The following is a 16002-nucleotide window of genomic DNA, read 5'->3' on the forward strand; positions in this document are numbered from 1 at the left end:
CGTGCGCTCGTTGCGTCTGTGCCTGAGACTTTTTCGATTTGCTGTTGACCATAACCTAAGGTTAATTCATTCGCGATAAAACCGGAAGAGTTTTTCCGCATTAGCTGTAACAATTCCGTGGTCTTCCGGCAGGCAATTCCGAGAGCCAATAGAAAATTAGTTGCTTGGCAGACAGGCGCCTAAGATTGGCGAAGACCTCCTAGAGCCGCTGGATACGACCATAGGCGCACCAACTAACGGCAGTAGCTAGGAAGAAATTTTAAGCAGGACTAAGCTTCCTCGATCAGTTCGGCCGCCTTAGCGGCGAGCTCTTCATCAAATTTCCCGAAAGCCTGATCTAAGGAAGCACCCAAATCTGCCTTATCCAGCAGCTCTGCACCAGATACGGTCACCACTTGATCCGCAAATTTTGAAAGTTCTGCGTGTGCCACTGCCGCTTTTTGAGCACGTTTTTCCCCTTCGAAAGGAATAGGCATGGTTACCAAGGCAGAAACCTGAGCCCCTAGTTGCTTGCCGATTTCGGCTACAAAAGGTGCCACGCTAGAGCCGGTAAAGCCCCCCAATCCTGAGAGAACTACGACAGCGCTGGTGCCCTCAACTGCCTTGTGAATCTCACCCGCATGCAAGTCAAGGACTTCTTGCCACTGATCGTCGTCGACCTCGGAGACTCCGTCGATATCGAGGCTGGTTAACGCAATCTTTTTTTTGAGCCTGCGCCTGATCTAAACTGTCCTGCGGCCGATTCACGGCCACGGTTCGCATGGAGATTCCAGTTGCTGCGGCTTCCTTCGCAAACTTCTGAGTGAAAACCTCAAGAACCGTGGTGCCCATTCCCCCGATACCAACAACTGCGGTTACCTCGCCCATGACTCCTCCAAAAAGCTAGCTGCAAATGATGTTCCCTTAGCTTATAAGCTAAGGAAATAATGCGGCAGATTACTTCCGCTTTACTGTTTCTCACTTACCATTAGCACTATCCGGCTCCTACTATCCTTATAGAAGGAAATCTATTGTTCGTCACCGCAAAAACCGCGAGCAGTATCATTTTCCCAGTAAGATATTGCCAAGGAGAAAACCATGTTTTACGCGATGAGTGACATACATGGATTCTTGGACGCCCTGGAAGACGCGCTGAGGCGTATTCCCGATTTGGAGGCAACCTTAACTGGTGACCCCGAAACACACAGGCTGATTTTTCTTGGCGATTATGTTGATCAAGGGCCCCACAGCCGCGAAGTATTGCAGCGCATTTTCGACCTGCAAACTACCCACCCCAACAATGTGGTGGTCATCAAAGGGAATCATGACGAATGGTTTATCGAGTTCCTGACTACCCGGGACTCCCTGGCGACAACCACCTATATCCCAGAAACCCTACTGAGCTTTTTAGACGGGACAGACCGCGAAGCGGCAAAAACCGAACTCTCGTCCAGGGATCCCGAGGCAGCCCTGCAGGCGATCCGCGGCCAGATCATCGCCGATCACCCCCAGTTGGTGCGCTGGCTGAAAAACTTGCCGACCTACTGGAAAACCCCCATCCAGGTGTTTGTTCACGCCGGCATTGATGAGGACGCGCAGGAATACTGGGAGCAAGGAACTTCCGAAGACGTCATGCTAAACAAATTCCCCGCCACCACCGGGCCGTTCCCCATCGATATTATTGCCGGTCATATCGGCACCTACGCTTTAGCTGGTGACCCAAATTTCCATGACATCTACTTTGACGGTTCCTCGCATTATTTCATCGACGGCACCGTCGAAGTATCCGGTCGCATCCCGGTTCTAACCTATGACCCCACTACCGGCCGCTATGGATCGATCTAGCAGACTCCAAACAGCTCTAATCTAATGTCATCGAATTCGGTGACATTAGAAAAGTACCAGTCTAAATAGTTTAACTTTGACTCTGGGCATCCGCCCCAAGATCAGAATCCCTAGTCTGTGAAGCGTTATTTGCGAGTCAGAAAGACACATTTTTCATCTCCGTTAGCGAGTTAAACCCCAAAATCCCACCCGAACAGGGAAAACGCGATACTAGGTAACGCAAAACCCAAACCCGCTAACGCAAGCGATTTTGCCCCCTAAGCGATACTCGCTAACGCAAAAGGGTACTTATCAAATCCGACGTCTAAGTGGAGCGAGTGACGGGAATCGAACCCGCACTATCTGCTTGGAAGGCAGAGGCTCTACCATTGAGCTACACTCGCGCGGCGAAGTCGGCATTCACCGCTTCGACAAATGGAGATGTTACCGGAAAACCCCCGAGTTGTGAAATGCAGGCCATTACCCGCTATGATTGTCTCTTGGCACGGGGTGTGGCGCAGCTTGGTAGCGCGTCCGCTTTGGGAGCGGAAGGTCGTGGGTTCAAATCCCGCCACCCCGACAGTTGGGTCCTCAGCAAACCGCTGAGGACCTTCCTCATTTCACCACCCTCAAGATGCGCTACCCCAATATGTTCGAAAGACTATTGGCATGATTAAAACAAAGTACATCGCACTAGTATCTGCCAGCGCTCTCGCATTTGGCCTAACCGGTTGCACTGCCAGCTCGAATGAAGAAGCGCACACAACGGCCCCATCGCAAACAGCCACCCAGGCGCAGGAGACATCTGAAACTACGGGCGATTCATCCTCCGATATCATCCCGTTCGCCGACAACCAGGCCGCTATCGACGCGATCAAGGCCGTTGAAGCTGAATCTGGTGGAAAGGCTGTGAGCCTAGACCGTGAAGACTCCAAGAGCCTGTGGAAAGTCACCGTTATTCACGGCGAAAACGAAATCGAATACTACGCTGATGCGGCCGGTAAGGTCACTAAACACGAAACTGACAACGCTGATGGCGATGACAAGAAATACGGTGCGCAGGCCCTACCCATGATCGACGCGATCGAAAAGGCCTTAGCGGACGTCCCAGACGGCTACATCGACGAGGTAGAGCTTGATGAAGACAACGGCACTGTCACCTGGCAAATAGACTTTGACGACGCTAACGCCAAGGACTACAAGAAGGTCCGCCTAGACTACCAGTCCGGCTCTGTTGTAGAGGTAAAAGACAACTAACTACGCCACCGAGGCAAGTAACCCGTCCATAGGCCACACACCAGCACAAAAGGCTGATTAAAGCCGGCTAGACGCACCGGACTGACGCAGGGGCTGACAGATTGTTCTGTCAGCCCCTGTTCGTTTGCTACTAGTCGCGGACGCGCATCTGGTTCCTGATACTCGCTACTCGCTAGAGCTCCCCATACGGCGTGTCAGGGTGTTAGTCCCCTGCTCAACCGGGCGAATAATCATTGAATCAATGTTCACGTGCTCCGGCAGGTTCATCGTCCAGGCAATCGCCTCCGCCACGTCTTCGCCAACCAGCGGCTTCTCCACGCCCGCATACACCGCATCGGCCGCCTCTCGGCTGCCCAGCCGGTTCAGCGAGAACTCTTCTGTGCGCACCATTCCAGGAGCGATCTCAATCACCCGCACCGGCTCTCCAACCAGCTCCTGACGTAGCGTAAGCGGAATCATGCGCTCCGCGTGCTTAGCAGCAACATATCCCCCTCCGCCCGGATACGTGTCATGCGCAGCCGTCGACGTGACAAACACGAGCGTTCCCCCGCCCTTACGCATCTGCGGCAAAAACGCCCGCGTCATGCCAAGCGCAGTAACCACGTTCATCTCATACATCGACTTCCAACGATCAATCTGAGCATCCGCCACCGCGTCCACACCGCGAGCGCCGCCCGCAACGTTTACCAGGGCGTCTACGTGCCCGATTGTTGCAGCGTATTCAACGAGTTCCCGAATGCGTTTTTCACTCGTTAGGTCTGCGGTGAACGTGTAGCACCCCGTTTGTTTGGCGAGTTCGTTTAGCCGATTTTCGCGCCGGGCTACCGCAATAACTCTCCAGCCCTGCTCGGCTAGTTTCACTACCGTTGCCCGCCCAATACCGGTTGACGCGCCCGTAACGATCGCGAGTTTGCTACCCATCGTGGCCTCCTAAAAACGAGTGTTCTTTTTCGCTTTCAAATTTAGTCACTAGCATCCAGTGTCGCTTCACTAATCCGATTGCTCAGCGGTGAGCCTCGGTTTAGCTTCGCGTGCGGATGGCGCGAATCGTCGCCGAGTTCATCACGGGCAGGCAGAGCCAGAATTCACCCGCCGCCTAGTTTCGTTAAGGTTGAGGCATGGCAAATTCTTATTCAGACTCACTGACTGATCCGAAGATCATGGATCAGTCCATCAAACCAACCGAAGATTTCTACCGCCACGCGAACGGAACGTGGCTGAAGGAACACGAGATTCCTTCCGACCGTCCCAGCGACGGTGCGTTTTACAAGCTGCGGGACGAGGCCGAAGAGCATATTCATACGATTGTTGAGGCCCTAGACCCAGGCAGTGCGGACGTGGAAGAGCGAAAGCTCGCCACACTCTACACCCAGTTCATGGACGAGCAGGCCGTGGAGGAACTCGGCGCAAAACCGCTGGCCCCTGACTTTGCTCTCATTGATCAGGCGGCAACTCACGCGGAGCTTGCAGTCGCGATGGGTAAGCTTGCAGCCACGGGAGTGGGAGGAATCCTCGAGGCCATCATCGATGCGGACATGAACGATCCGGCACGCTACACGGTCTTCACCTACCAGGCCGGCATCTCACTGCCCGACGAGGCGTACTACCGTGAAGACCAGTACGAAGTCGTACGCCAAGGTTTAGTCACCTACCTAGACAAGGCCCGCGAAATCATCGCCACCGATGCTCAGTTTGAGGGTTGGGCTAACGCCGTGGGTGAAGCGTTTGGCGCCGACGTGCTGGAGTTCGAAACTAAAGTTGCGTCCCACCACTGGGACAATGTGAAAACTCGCGACGCCGTGGCGTCCAACAACCCCACCACGTTCAGTCAGTTCGCCGAAACGAACAGCGACTACCCTTGGGCCTCCTGGTGGGAAGCCACCGGTCTGCCCACCACTGGCGATACGCCCGTAAACGTGCGCCAGCCGTCCTACGTTGAGGCTATCCCTTCCCTCTGGAATGACACTGACCTGGGCACCTTGAAGAAGTGGGCGTACGGGCAGGTTATCCAGACGCGTTCACCCTACCTGGCTAAGGCGTTTGTTGACAATGGGTTCGAGTTCAACCGTCTTCTCACTGGCGCCACCGAGCAGCGCCCCCGCTGGAAGCGCGGCGTTTCATTTGTGGAGGGAGCCATGGGTGAGGCGCTGGGTAAGAAGTACGTTGCTAAGCATTTCCCACCCGAATACAAACAGCAGATGAACAAGCTGGTTGAACACCTGTTGGAGGCCTACCGTCGCTCCATTTCGCAGTTGGAGTGGATGGGCGAAGAGACTCGCGAACGCGCCTTGGAGAAGCTAGCGGGATTCACCCCCAAGGTTGGCTATCCGGACGAGTGGAAGGACTACTCAAAGCTCACGCCTGGCGCCACCTTGGTTGAGTCCGTGCGCGCGGTTGCGCAGTTCCACGTTGATGAGGAGGCCGGCAAGCTGTCTGGCCCGGTCAACAAGAAGGAATGGTTCATGACCCCGCAAACGGTCAACGCCTACTATCATCCCACGATGAACGAGATCGTGTTCCCCGCTGCCATTTTGCAAAACCCGTTCTTTGATCCAAGCGAGACTGACGCGGCGAACTTCGGGGCGATAGGCGCCGTTATTGGCCACGAAATCGGCCACGGTTTTGACGACCAAGGCTCGCACTACGACGGGGAAGGCAAGCTCAACAACTGGTGGACTGAACAAGACCGCAAGGCTTTCGAAGAGCGCACTTCTAGCCTCATCGCCCAGTACGACGCGTTCTCGCCCGAGCAGCTTGACGACTCACACAAGGTGAACGGCAAGCTCACAATCGGTGAGAACATCGGCGACCTTGGCGGCCTGGGGATCGCGTGGAAGGCCTACCACATTGCCCTCGAAGAATCCGGACGCACCGAAGCCGATGAGGAGCGCGGCGGCCTGACCGCAGCGCAACAGTTCTTCTACTCGTGGGCGCGCATTTGGCGTTCCAAAGCGCGTGACGAGTGGGCGTTGCAACTGCTGGCCATTGACCCGCACTCCCCCTCCGAATTCCGCTGCAACGGCGTGCTACGCAACGTGGATGCCTTCCACGAAACGTTCCACACCCAGCCTGGCGACGGCATGTGGCTAGACCCCAGTGACCGCGTAGAAATCTGGTAACCAGCTAAGGCATGGTCTTCTGCTAGCGCAAGAAGAGCGCGAAACCAGCTCAAACTTTCCCCGCTGAACAAGAATTTGCGTTCAGCGGGGAAAGTTTTGCAAAAAAGTGTAAGAATTGTATATAAACACGTGATAAATACTTGTTGCGCAAATTTTGCGGACAAACCGGACACAGGAGGCACCATGCCAGGGCAAAACCTGACGCGCGCTGAAGCTGAAGAAAGATCAAAAATAGCATCCGTCCACCACTACGACGTGGAACTGAACCTGGCTGAAAATGATGAAACTTTCACCTCCAAAACTGTGGTGGACTTCGATGCGCACGAGGGTGCCGAGACGTTCCTCGACCTCATTGCCGACGAGGTCTACTCGTTGGAAGTAAATGGTGAACAAAGAGACACTGCGGCCTTCCAAGACTCACGCATCCACCTGGATGGGCTAAAAGACCGCAACCGCGTAACCGTCGTAGCCAAATGCCGGTACATGCACACCGGCGAAGGCCTGCACCGCTTTACCGACCCGGCCGACGGTAAGTCTTACTGTTACTCCCAGTTCGAAGTGCCCGACTCGCGCCGCGTGTTTGCCGTATTCGAACAGCCCGACATGAAAGCACAGTTCACGTTCCACGTGATCACGCCAGCCGACTGGGTAGTCTTTTCCAACTCGCCCACTCCCGCACCCACTGACGTGGATGGGCTTAAGCGGTGGGATTTCACCCCCACCGAAAAAATCTCTTCCTACATCACTGCGATCATTGCCGGCCCCTACGTTGGCAAAACCGGATCGCTCGTATCCACCGACGGCAGAGAAATCCCCCTCGGCGTGTACTGCCGTCAATCCCTGGAGCAGTATCTTGACGCCGACTGGGTCATGGACGTCACCCGCAAAGGTTTTGCCTTCTTCGAAAAGGAGTACGGCCGTCCCTACCCGTTCCGCAAGTACGACCAGATCTTTGTACCCGAATACAACGCGGGCGCCATGGAGAACGCCGGTTGCGTGACCTTCCGCGACCAGTACATCTTCCGCGCCAAGCCCACCGCCGCCGAACTTGAGGGCCTAGCCAACACAATCTTGCACGAGCTTGCCCACATGTGGTTTGGCGACCTGGTCACGATGCGCTGGTGGAACGACCTGTGGCTCAACGAGTCCTTTGCCGAGTTCATGTCCCACCTGTGCCTGGCCGAAGGCACAGAAGAGTGGAAGAACGCGTGGATCGGTTTCATGGCCCGTAAAGACTGGGGCATGCGACAAGACCAAATGCCCACCACGCACCCCATCGTCGCTCCCATCCGCGACCTGGCAGACGTGGAAGTAAACTTCGACGGCATCACCTATGCCAAGGGCGCGGCCGTACTTCGCCAGCTGGTGTCCTACGTTGGCCGTGACAACTTCTTTGCCGCTCTCGGCAAATACTTTGAGAAGCACGCGTGGCAAAACACCACCCTGCCCGACCTCATGGGTGAGCTTGAAGCGGCCTCTGGACGCGACCTTGAAGCCTGGTCTAAAGTCTGGCTTGAAGAAGCCGGCGTCACCCTGCTTCGCCCCGACTTCAACCTGAACGAAGACGGCACCCTGGGTGAACTTGCCGTAGTACAAGAAACCTTCACCCCCGGATCCTCCCTTCGCCCGCACCGCCTAGCGGTGGCCGGATACGACCTCGTTGATGGACGCATTGAACGCACGTTCCATGAAGAGCTCGACGTTGAAGGCGAACGCACCGTCGTTGAAAGTGCCAGCGGAATCAAGCGTCCGGCCCTCATCCTGGTTAACGATGGTGACCTCGCGTACGCGAAGATCCGCATGGATGAAGACTCCCTGGCTTTCGCAACCGCGAACATCGACAAGTTTGAAGACTCGCTTACGAGGTCCATCATCATTGCCTCCGCCTGGGACATGGTTCGTGACGCGCAAATGCCGGCCCGTACGTTTATCAACCTGGTCACGGCCGCCCTGCCCGTTGAAAAAGACATCACCGTCATGGGCCTGTGGCTCCGCCAACTCGACACGGCGGCTACGTACTACACATCCAACGCGGAATGCGCTGAGGTGCTCGAACACCTTGCAGACCGGCTCCTGCTGTTGCTGCGTGCATCCTCGTCTGGCTCCGACCAGCAAAGGCTACTTGCCTTTGCTGCCGCGCGCCGCGCCGCCACCCCTAAGCAGAGTGAAGCGATTGAGCGCCTGCGCACCAGCCAAGACACCCTGGTGGGCCTTGACCTAGACGTAGAGTTGCGCTGGGCACTCCTCACCGCCTCCGTTGTTGCCGGCATTGCCGGTGACGCCGAGATCGACCAGATGCTGGCCGAAGACGCCACTATGACCGGCGAACAAATGGCCACCCAGGCTCGCGCCTCCAAAGTGGATCAGGCCGTGAAGGACGCCGCGTTCGAAAACTTCATGTACAACCCCGACCTGTCCAACGACATGCGCATCGCCGCAGGTCGCGGATACTGGGCGGGTGCCGTTGCAAAGCCCGAACTATTTGCTGCGGGCGCGACGAAGTTCTTCGACGCTGCCCTCGACGTGTGGAACAACAACACGCCACACACAGCGCAGTCCATCATGGCACTCGGCTTTCCCACACCGATTGCTGGACGCCTCGAAAACGTGGACGTCGTAGCCATCGGAAAACAGTGGCTTGAAGCCCACCAGGACGCACCTGCTGGCCTTGTCCGCCTCCTGTCTGAAAGTATTTCTGAGGCGCAGCGAGCCGCCGCCATCCAAAAACTGTGACACCCGGTATTTCCTGACAAGGCGGGCCCGCTTAATCACGCGGACCCGCCTTGCACTACGCGCCGCCAATCAAGCGATCCAGCTAGGTGGCGCGTAGTATCCTAAATAGAGACAAAAAGCATAGGAGTGGAAATGAGTGACCAACACGCGACTCGTGCTGAAGCCATCGTTGCCGGTCTTGGTGGAAAAGAAAACATCGAATTTTTCGAAGCCTGTATTACGCGCCTACGCGTACAGGTTCGCGACCGTGCCCTGGTGAACGACGACGCCCTCAAATCTGCGGGTGCCTTCGGAGTCGTCAAAGTTGGAACCGTCATCCAGGTAGTAGTAGGGCCAGAGGCAGACGAAATCGCCGACGAAATCGGACAACTGCAGTAATGCTAGAAGTCTGCTCTCCCCTGAGCGGGACAATCATCGCCCTTGAAGACGTAGACGACCCCGTCCTCGCTCAAGGCATCGTTGGGTCAGGCCTTGCCGTAGCCCCAGTGGAAGAGCGCTGGCACGACGTCGTCTGCCCCGCCCCCGGCAAACTCCTCAAAGTGCACCCGCACGCCTTCATTGTGTTCGGGCGCTCCGGCATTGGAATCCTCGTTCACCTGGGTATCGACACTGTCAAGCTACGCGGCAAAGGCTTCGAAGTTCTAAAAGCCGAAGGCGAAACCGTGCATAAGGGGGAAGCCATCGTCAGGTGGGACTCCGCCGTTGCAAAAGAGGCCGGCCTGTCCACCTCCGTATCCGTGATCGCTTGTGATCTACCCCAAGAAATGCTCACCCTACACACCTCGCCGGGCAACAAGATTGCCCGCGAAGACCACCTCTACACCGTCAAAAACGGCTAAGCAAAACCGTAGAAGCGGCAAGCTTTAGACTTCGCAGTTTGGTTGCTCCCGCGCATCGCGTGGGAGCAACCAAATCAGATACTAATTACCACTTCAGCTATGGACGGCCGCGTTCATCACATCCGCGAAATGCGCCAAAGAGTCAGGAGTTAGCTGCTCCACTAGGATCTCCCGGCCGCTCTCATCGCCCAGCGGAATCTGCCAGTTCGGATACTGCGTGCTTGTGCCCGGGAAGTTCTGCGGGCGACGTTCACCCACAATGTCAACCAAAGACACCACCAGGAGACGCGACGGCGTCATCGCAATATAGCGGTGCAACGCGTCGATCAGAGGCTGTTCTTCACCCCGATGCTCCTGCGCTAACAGATCGTACTCGACCATGCGCGAGGTGAACATCTCCAACTCTGTAGCATCAGCGGCACGCACCGCTTCCACCGGCTCCACAAGTAGCCCAAGCTCCTCGCGGATCGACGTTTGGATACCCTCTAAATATCCGGCGGTGGGCGGCAAATCGTGTGTATTCACGGCGGCGAGAACATCGCGACGATAGTTCTCCGGGCGGCGCGGCGAGCCGTCATCCTCCCGCTCGAACCACAGGATCGACGTGCCAAGCACACCACGTTCGTTCAAGTATCCGCGCACCCAGGGTTCAACCGTGCCCAGATCCTCACCAATCACAATCGAATTATTGCGGTAAGCCTCAAGTAAGAGGACACCAACCATCGCCTCGTGATCGTAGTTCACGTACGTACCGAAATTCGCGGTCTTGCCGTTGGGGATCCACCATAGGCGGAACAAGCCCAGAATATGGTCAATGCGGATAGCGCCAGAAAAACGTGCTGCGGCGCGAATCATCCGCCGAAGCGGCTCATACCCCGCCTGCGCGAGCGCACGCGGATTCCACGGCGGCTGCGACCAATCCTGACCAAGTTGGGAATACATGTCTGGCGGGGCACCAACCGTCATGCCGCGCGCAAACAGCTCTGGCTGCGACCAGGTCTCGGAACCATACGGGTGTACGCCAACTGCAAGGTCTGACATGATGCCAATACTCATGCCCCCCGCAAGCGCGACCTCCTGCGCGTCATCCAACTGGTTCCTAGCGATCCACTGCATCCACATGTGGAAACGCACCTGCTTGTAGTTCTGCTCCGCGTATGCGGCCACCGCAAGGGAGTCCGAATCTGCGTACTTCTCAGGCAAATGCAACCCGTAACGCTCAACCAATGCGCACCACACCGCGAACTTATACAGTGCAGGGCCGCCCTCGGCAATAAAACTGTTGAACTGCGCCTCCCGCTTCGCGCTACGACCAATCGTGAAGATCTCCCACAGCGCGCGCACCTTAGCCGACCACGACGCGTCGCGATCAATCAGGCCAATGTGATCCGAATCTTCCGTGCGTGAGGCCGCGTTGAGCTCCTCTACGTAAGCCTTCGCGGTCTCGCCCAGATCCGCATACTCAGCAATCAAACGCGGTGCGATGTAGAGAGGAGAAATGAACTGGCGGGTAACCGGCAGGTATGGGGATGCCTCGATCGGCACCACGGGAGCCGACGCATGCAACGGGTTAATCAAGTGGAAATCGGCGCCAATCTGCGCAAACGTGTGATTCATCGCCGCCAGGACGCGAGCATCTCCCATGCCCCAGCTATCATTAGCTCGCACCGAGTAGAGCTGGCTGGAAATACCCCACTTCTTGCCCGCCAGTTTCTCATCCAAATTCAGCGCACTCGGCACCACAATCAGGTGCGATTCGGCTTTTTCACCATTGCCAAGATGCGCGTAAAGCTTGTGATAACCCAGCGGGAAATCTGTCTCTAGAGCAAAAGCGGCGCGCCCGCGCAACACGCCATTGACAGCACGAGGGGGCTCCCAGTTATCCACCTGGCGAAGCTCACGCGCAGAGCCATCCTCAAACACCACCGAAACACTGACGTCTTCCCCATCGGGAACGTGCACCAACAGTTCACCATAATTGCCGCCGCGCAACACCGTGGTGGGTGGCAAAACTGTCAGCCACTTGTCATCCTCGAACCCCGCAATACAGCGATCCAACTCGGCCGCATCCGGCGCATCCGACAGACCCACGCCCAGTACCTGCAGCGTAGTAATCAACGTCTGGGCATTAACGTCCAGCAAGTTGCCATGCCAGTCCCAAAAACTGGTAGAAACACCGTTCAGCGAAGCAAGATGCTGCAAACGGTCAAGATTGGCTGCGTCGAATGAAAGCTGCGTCATTGAAAACTCCCGATGCGATGGGTATCGCACCAATTTTAGTCCGATAATGGCCGGGCCCAAAATTATCGCGCACCCACCAATCCGTGAGGAAAAGTAAGTGCGCGAAAAGTTCAGCAAAACGCCGTTGCTTTAATGGTCCTATTCATTTCGTCCACGAGGTCATCAGAAGATGGGCCAACGATAATCTGCACGTAGCGGCCCGAAGACACAACGCCAATCGGGCTCGTCTCGCGGATCACGGCCTCACTCACAAGGGCCGGCTCCGAAACGATGGCGCGGATACGCACGATGCAAGACTCAAGCTCCTCGATATTTTGGGCGCCACCGAGTCCCTCAACGAGTTTCTTTGCAATCGTCACTTTCATTCCTCCACACATGTAACCCGACTCACATAATAGTGTCTCAGATTACAAATTGGAAGTGGCAAAAGTACTAGCTGGCGTGCACGCCACCTTAATTCGCGCAACAATGAGTGTCATGACTGAACCGATTGGTGTTCCCACTATCACCAGCGAGCCCCTCGCCTCCGTCCTGCGAGTGCTTCAGTTGCGCGACGGAGAAGCGGACCGCTTCGTTGCTGATTCCCTGCCGCAAATGAACCGAGTGTACGGCGGGCAAGTGCTCTCCCAGGCCCTCCTGGCCGCAGCCGCTACCGTCGAAGATCACCACGACCGGCCACCCCACTCACTCCACGCTTACTTCCTGCGCGGCGGCGATCCGGCTCGTCCCATCAGCTTTGAAGTGGCACGCACCCATGACGGGCGCTCATTTGCCTCCCGACAAGTCAGCGCCACGCAAGACGGGCGTGACATCCTCACGCTCATGGCTAGTTTCCAACTGCGTCAACCCGGCGTTGAACACTCCTCCCAAATCCCGGATGTGCCTGGCCCAGAAGAGCTCATCTCCGCCCTCGAATACTTCCGCTCCCTCAAACACCCCGTTGGCAAATTCCTTGGCAAAACCGCAGCTTTCGACGTGCGGCACGTACAGGAAAACCTGTACATCAACGCCTCGCCAGACAAGAGCCGATGCCAGCAACTGTGGATGAAACCCCGCGCGGAAATCGCGGGCGCTACTCCCCTGGTTTCGCGTGCACTCCTCGCCTACGTTATCGATCAGGTAATGATGGAACCTGCACTGCGCACCCACGGACTGTCGTGGCTCACCCCCGGCCTCGCGCTCGCCAGCCTCGACCACGCCATGTGGTTCCACCAAGACTTCGACATTAACCAGTGGCTGCTCTACGACCAAGAGTCCCCCTCCGCGAATGGAGCGCGCGCCACCGGACACGTGCGCGTCTTCACCGAAGATGGCGATCTAGTGGCCGAAGCCATGCAAGAAGCCATGCTTCGCCTTCCCGAAGAAGGCGCTGCCCCCTCCAGTTGGAGTTTTGAAGTCCCACCCGTTTCGTAAACGTAGCGAAACAGTAAACGAGCGAAAAAGTTTGTGCCGCCAAACTTTTATTTTCTGTACACAGGTTTTCTTAAGGTCCTAAGATGGAATGCAACGTATTTTTGCGTTTCACACTCAAAGGAGAAAATTAATGAGGAGATCTGTGAAGACCCTAGCTGCGGGTGCTATCGCAACCGCCGCGCTAGTAGTCTCTCCACTCGCCGCATTTGCTGAAGATCCTGTCAGCGAATCCGAAGCTAACCCGGTAAACGCGGCCAGTAGCGAAGCTGAAGTCGAAAAGACCAATAGCGACAGCGCACCGGCAGACGCAAATAAAGATGTTACGGGTGAGGATAGCGCGCTCGAAGCTGAGCCGGCCAACACCCCCGAGTCTGAAACTCCAAAACCCAAGGATTTTGAAGACGACGTTGTCACCATGAACCTTTTCAACATGACCGACATTCACGGTCATATTGAAAAAGCCGAGCGTAAAGGCAAGGTATCTGAAGCTGGCTTGGCTTCCACCGCCTGCTACGTGAAAAAGGCGGAGGCAGAAAATAAGAACTCCGTGTTCACGCTTCTTGGCGATAACATTGGTGCTTCCCCGTTCACCTCGGGCTCACAAGATGACAATCCGACCATTGCGGCACTGAACAACTCCAGGGTTTTTGCCTCCGCGATCGGTAACCACGAGTTCGACAAGGGCATCGACGTGCTCCAACAGCGCGTTAAGGGTGAGGGCGGATACACCAAGATTGAATTCCCCTACCTAGCCGCAAACATTGTTTCCAAATCCACCGGCGAAACGCTGTTTGACCCGTTCAAGATCTGGGAGTCCCCCTCTGGAGTCAAGGTGGGCTTCATCGCAGCCATTGAAGAGGATGCGCCCACCAAGGTAGCACCCGGCACGTTTGATGATGTCGAGTTCCTGCCCGCAGCTGAGACGGTAAACAAGTACGCAGCGATCCTTAAGGACGGTCAAGAAGGTAACGGCGAGGCCGATATCGTCGTTGCGCTCTACGACAACGACGTTCTGATTTCCGCTCCTCGCCTCTCCAGCGATGTGGATATCCTGATGGGTGGCGACACGCACAAGCCGTACTACTTCTCTGGTGACAATGCTCTAGTGAACAAGGACGGCAAGAAGATCCTCGCTACCACCGCGTCAGGTAGCTTCACGGACAACCTCGCAAACGTGGAACTAAAGTACAACAAGGTTGAGAAGAAGATCGAAGAAGCTAAAGCTGTTCAGATCCCCGCATCCGACGTTGTGGCTTGTGGTGAAGACGCTACTGTCAAGGCCATTGTTGACGACGCTGTTGCCAAGGCTAAGGAAGCCAAGGAAAAGGTAGTTCTAAAAACCAACAGCGCCTTCTACCGCGGCAAGCAGGAATCCGGTGAGAACCGTGGCACCGAATCCACCCTCGGTAGCCTGGTTGCTGACGCGATGAAGGGCTCCTTTACTAAGCTTGACGGCAAGCCGATCGACATTGGCATCATCAATGCTGGTGGCCTGCGCGCCGACCTCGTTCCAACTGACGGCAAGCTCACTGTTGGTGACGTCTTTGCTGTAGCCCCGTTCTCCAACGAAGTTGGCTACGTTGAGATGACGGGCGCCCAGTTCAAGACGCTACTTGAACAGCAGTGGAAGGAAATTGGTGAAAACTCCACGCGTCCGATGCTAAAGCTCGGCCTGTCTGAAAACGTCAAGTACACCTACGATCCGGCGCGCCCGATGGGTGAGCGCATAACTTCGATCCTGCTCGATGGCCAGCCCATTGATCCACAGGCGATCTACTCGGTAGGTTCGGTAACGTTCCTCCTTTCCGGCGGTGACTCGTTTGACGTCCTCAAGGAAGACTCAATCAACGCTACCCTGACCACCATCCCCGACGGTTTGGACCGCGAATGGATCCAGAAGTACCTGGAGGCCAACCCGAAGGTTGCCCCGCGCCAAGCGGTTTCCTCCGTTGGCGCCACGCTAACTCACAGCGTAGACACTGTGAACGGCAAGCCGGTTGTTTCCGGCAAGCTGTCCCTACGCGGACTGTCGTTCTCCGGACCGGATGAGGCAGCCCCGAAGAACGTTACGCTCTTCATCGACGACAAGAACGTGGCGAGCGCCGAGGTAAACAACACACTTGAAGATGAGAATGCGGCAAACGAAAACGCTATCGTCACTGCCGATGGTGTTGGCTACACTAATGCACCGCTAGAGTTCAACGTCTCCGGAGTGTGCGAGGATCGCTCGGGAATAGTGAACCTGCCGCTCACGGTTAAGGCCGGAAGCGCTGACGAACAGGGTTCTGACACACCAGAGCTAATCTCACCAGCTTCTGGTCTCGGCATCAGCGTGGACTGCGGTAGCCCAGCCCCGGACACCCCCGAGGGCACAACTGCAAGCGCCACTAAGGCTCCGAACAAGCCACTAGCTAAGACTGGTGTTTCCATGTTTGGCACGGCAGCTGGCGCCCTGGCCCTCCTGTTCGCAGGCGGCACGATGCTGGCGATTCGCCGCCGGCAAGCGTAGGTTCATCTTACTGAACTAGCTCCCAACAAAGTTTTGGCCCGGATGTTTCCATCTGGGCCAAAACTTTATCTATTTGAAGAGAGCCACC

Annotated in this window: 12 protein-coding genes and 2 tRNA genes; 9 read left to right on the top strand and 5 right to left on the bottom strand. The window is 56.3% G+C overall.

Going from position 1 to position 16002, the window contains the following annotated elements:
• Window positions 1-269: 269 nt before the first annotated feature.
• A complete protein-coding gene (locus HMPREF9238_RS02185) occupies window positions 270-722 on the bottom strand; it encodes an FtsZ/tubulin family protein (protein ID WP_083938904.1) in 453 nt (150 codons plus the stop codon).
• 355 nt (window positions 723-1077) lie between these two features.
• Between HMPREF9238_RS02185 and HMPREF9238_RS02195 the strand changes: the two genes are divergently transcribed.
• The gene (locus HMPREF9238_RS02195) at window positions 1078-1824 is read left to right on the top strand and encodes a metallophosphoesterase (protein ID WP_016443809.1); all 747 of its coding nucleotides are present in this window, start codon (window positions 1078-1080) and stop codon (window positions 1822-1824) included.
• Between the two features lie 309 nt (window positions 1825-2133).
• On the opposite strand, the gene HMPREF9238_RS02200 is transcribed toward HMPREF9238_RS02195, so the two are convergent.
• A tRNA-Gly gene (locus tag HMPREF9238_RS02200) sits at window positions 2134-2207 on the bottom strand.
• Window positions 2208-2309: 102 nt separating this feature from the next.
• Here HMPREF9238_RS02200 and HMPREF9238_RS02205 point away from each other — a divergent pair.
• Both HMPREF9238_RS02205 and HMPREF9238_RS08550 read left to right on the top strand, forming a co-directional pair.
• Window positions 2310-2383: transfer RNA gene (locus tag HMPREF9238_RS02205), tRNA-Pro, on the top strand.
• 89 nt (window positions 2384-2472) lie between these two features.
• On the top strand, window positions 2473-3060 hold the full coding sequence (locus tag HMPREF9238_RS08550; RefSeq protein ID WP_016443810.1) for a PepSY domain-containing protein: 588 nt from the start codon (window positions 2473-2475) through the stop codon (window positions 3058-3060).
• A gap of 165 nt (window positions 3061-3225) precedes the next feature.
• On the opposite strand, the gene HMPREF9238_RS02215 is transcribed toward HMPREF9238_RS08550, so the two are convergent.
• Window positions 3226-3981, bottom strand: coding sequence for an SDR family oxidoreductase (locus HMPREF9238_RS02215; RefSeq protein ID WP_016443811.1), 756 nt, complete (start codon window positions 3979-3981; stop codon window positions 3226-3228).
• A 197-nt stretch (window positions 3982-4178) separates the two neighbouring features.
• Here HMPREF9238_RS02215 and HMPREF9238_RS02220 point away from each other — a divergent pair, with 197 nt between their 5' ends.
• The 4 genes from HMPREF9238_RS02220 (at window position 4179) to HMPREF9238_RS02235 (ending at window position 9751) form a co-directional block, all read left to right on the top strand.
• Window positions 4179-6179 (top strand): M13 family metallopeptidase, encoded by a 2001-nt coding sequence (locus tag HMPREF9238_RS02220; RefSeq protein WP_016443812.1) that lies wholly within the window; start codon window positions 4179-4181, stop codon window positions 6177-6179.
• A gap of 183 nt (window positions 6180-6362) precedes the next feature.
• Entirely contained in the window at window positions 6363-8912 is a 2550-nt protein-coding gene (gene pepN, locus HMPREF9238_RS02225) for an aminopeptidase N (protein ID WP_016443813.1), read from the top strand.
• 132 nt (window positions 8913-9044) lie between these two features.
• Window positions 9045-9290, top strand: coding sequence for a PTS sugar transporter subunit IIB (locus HMPREF9238_RS02230; protein ID WP_016443814.1), 246 nt, complete (start codon window positions 9045-9047; stop codon window positions 9288-9290).
• Complete coding sequence (locus HMPREF9238_RS02235) at window positions 9290-9751, top strand: PTS sugar transporter subunit IIA (RefSeq protein WP_016443815.1); 462 nt, start codon at window positions 9290-9292, stop codon at window positions 9749-9751. The genes HMPREF9238_RS02230 and HMPREF9238_RS02235 overlap by 1 nt, the downstream gene beginning before the upstream one ends.
• Before the next feature lie 93 nt (window positions 9752-9844).
• Here HMPREF9238_RS02235 and malQ read toward each other — a convergent pair whose 3' ends face one another.
• On the bottom strand, window positions 9845-11992 hold the full coding sequence (malQ, locus tag HMPREF9238_RS02240) for a 4-alpha-glucanotransferase (RefSeq protein ID WP_016443816.1): 2148 nt from the start codon (window positions 11990-11992) through the stop codon (window positions 9845-9847).
• A 110-nt stretch (window positions 11993-12102) separates the two neighbouring features.
• The gene (locus tag HMPREF9238_RS02245; RefSeq protein WP_016443817.1) at window positions 12103-12351 is read right to left on the bottom strand and encodes a PTS sugar transporter subunit IIB; all 249 of its coding nucleotides are present in this window, start codon (window positions 12349-12351) and stop codon (window positions 12103-12105) included.
• A gap of 61 nt (window positions 12352-12412) precedes the next feature.
• Between HMPREF9238_RS02245 and HMPREF9238_RS02250 the strand changes: the two genes are divergently transcribed.
• Both HMPREF9238_RS02250 and HMPREF9238_RS02255 read left to right on the top strand, forming a co-directional pair.
• Window positions 12413-13405 (top strand): acyl-CoA thioesterase, encoded by a 993-nt coding sequence (locus tag HMPREF9238_RS02250; RefSeq protein ID WP_016443818.1) that lies wholly within the window; start codon window positions 12413-12415, stop codon window positions 13403-13405.
• Between the two features lie 130 nt (window positions 13406-13535).
• On the top strand, window positions 13536-15914 hold the full coding sequence (locus HMPREF9238_RS02255; protein ID WP_016443819.1) for a bifunctional metallophosphatase/5'-nucleotidase: 2379 nt from the start codon (window positions 13536-13538) through the stop codon (window positions 15912-15914).
• Window positions 15915-16002 lie beyond the last annotated feature (88 nt).

It is taken from the genome of Gleimia europaea ACS-120-V-Col10b, assembly GCF_000411155.1.
Lineage (GTDB): Bacteria > Actinomycetota > Actinomycetes > Actinomycetales > Actinomycetaceae > Gleimia > Gleimia europaea_B.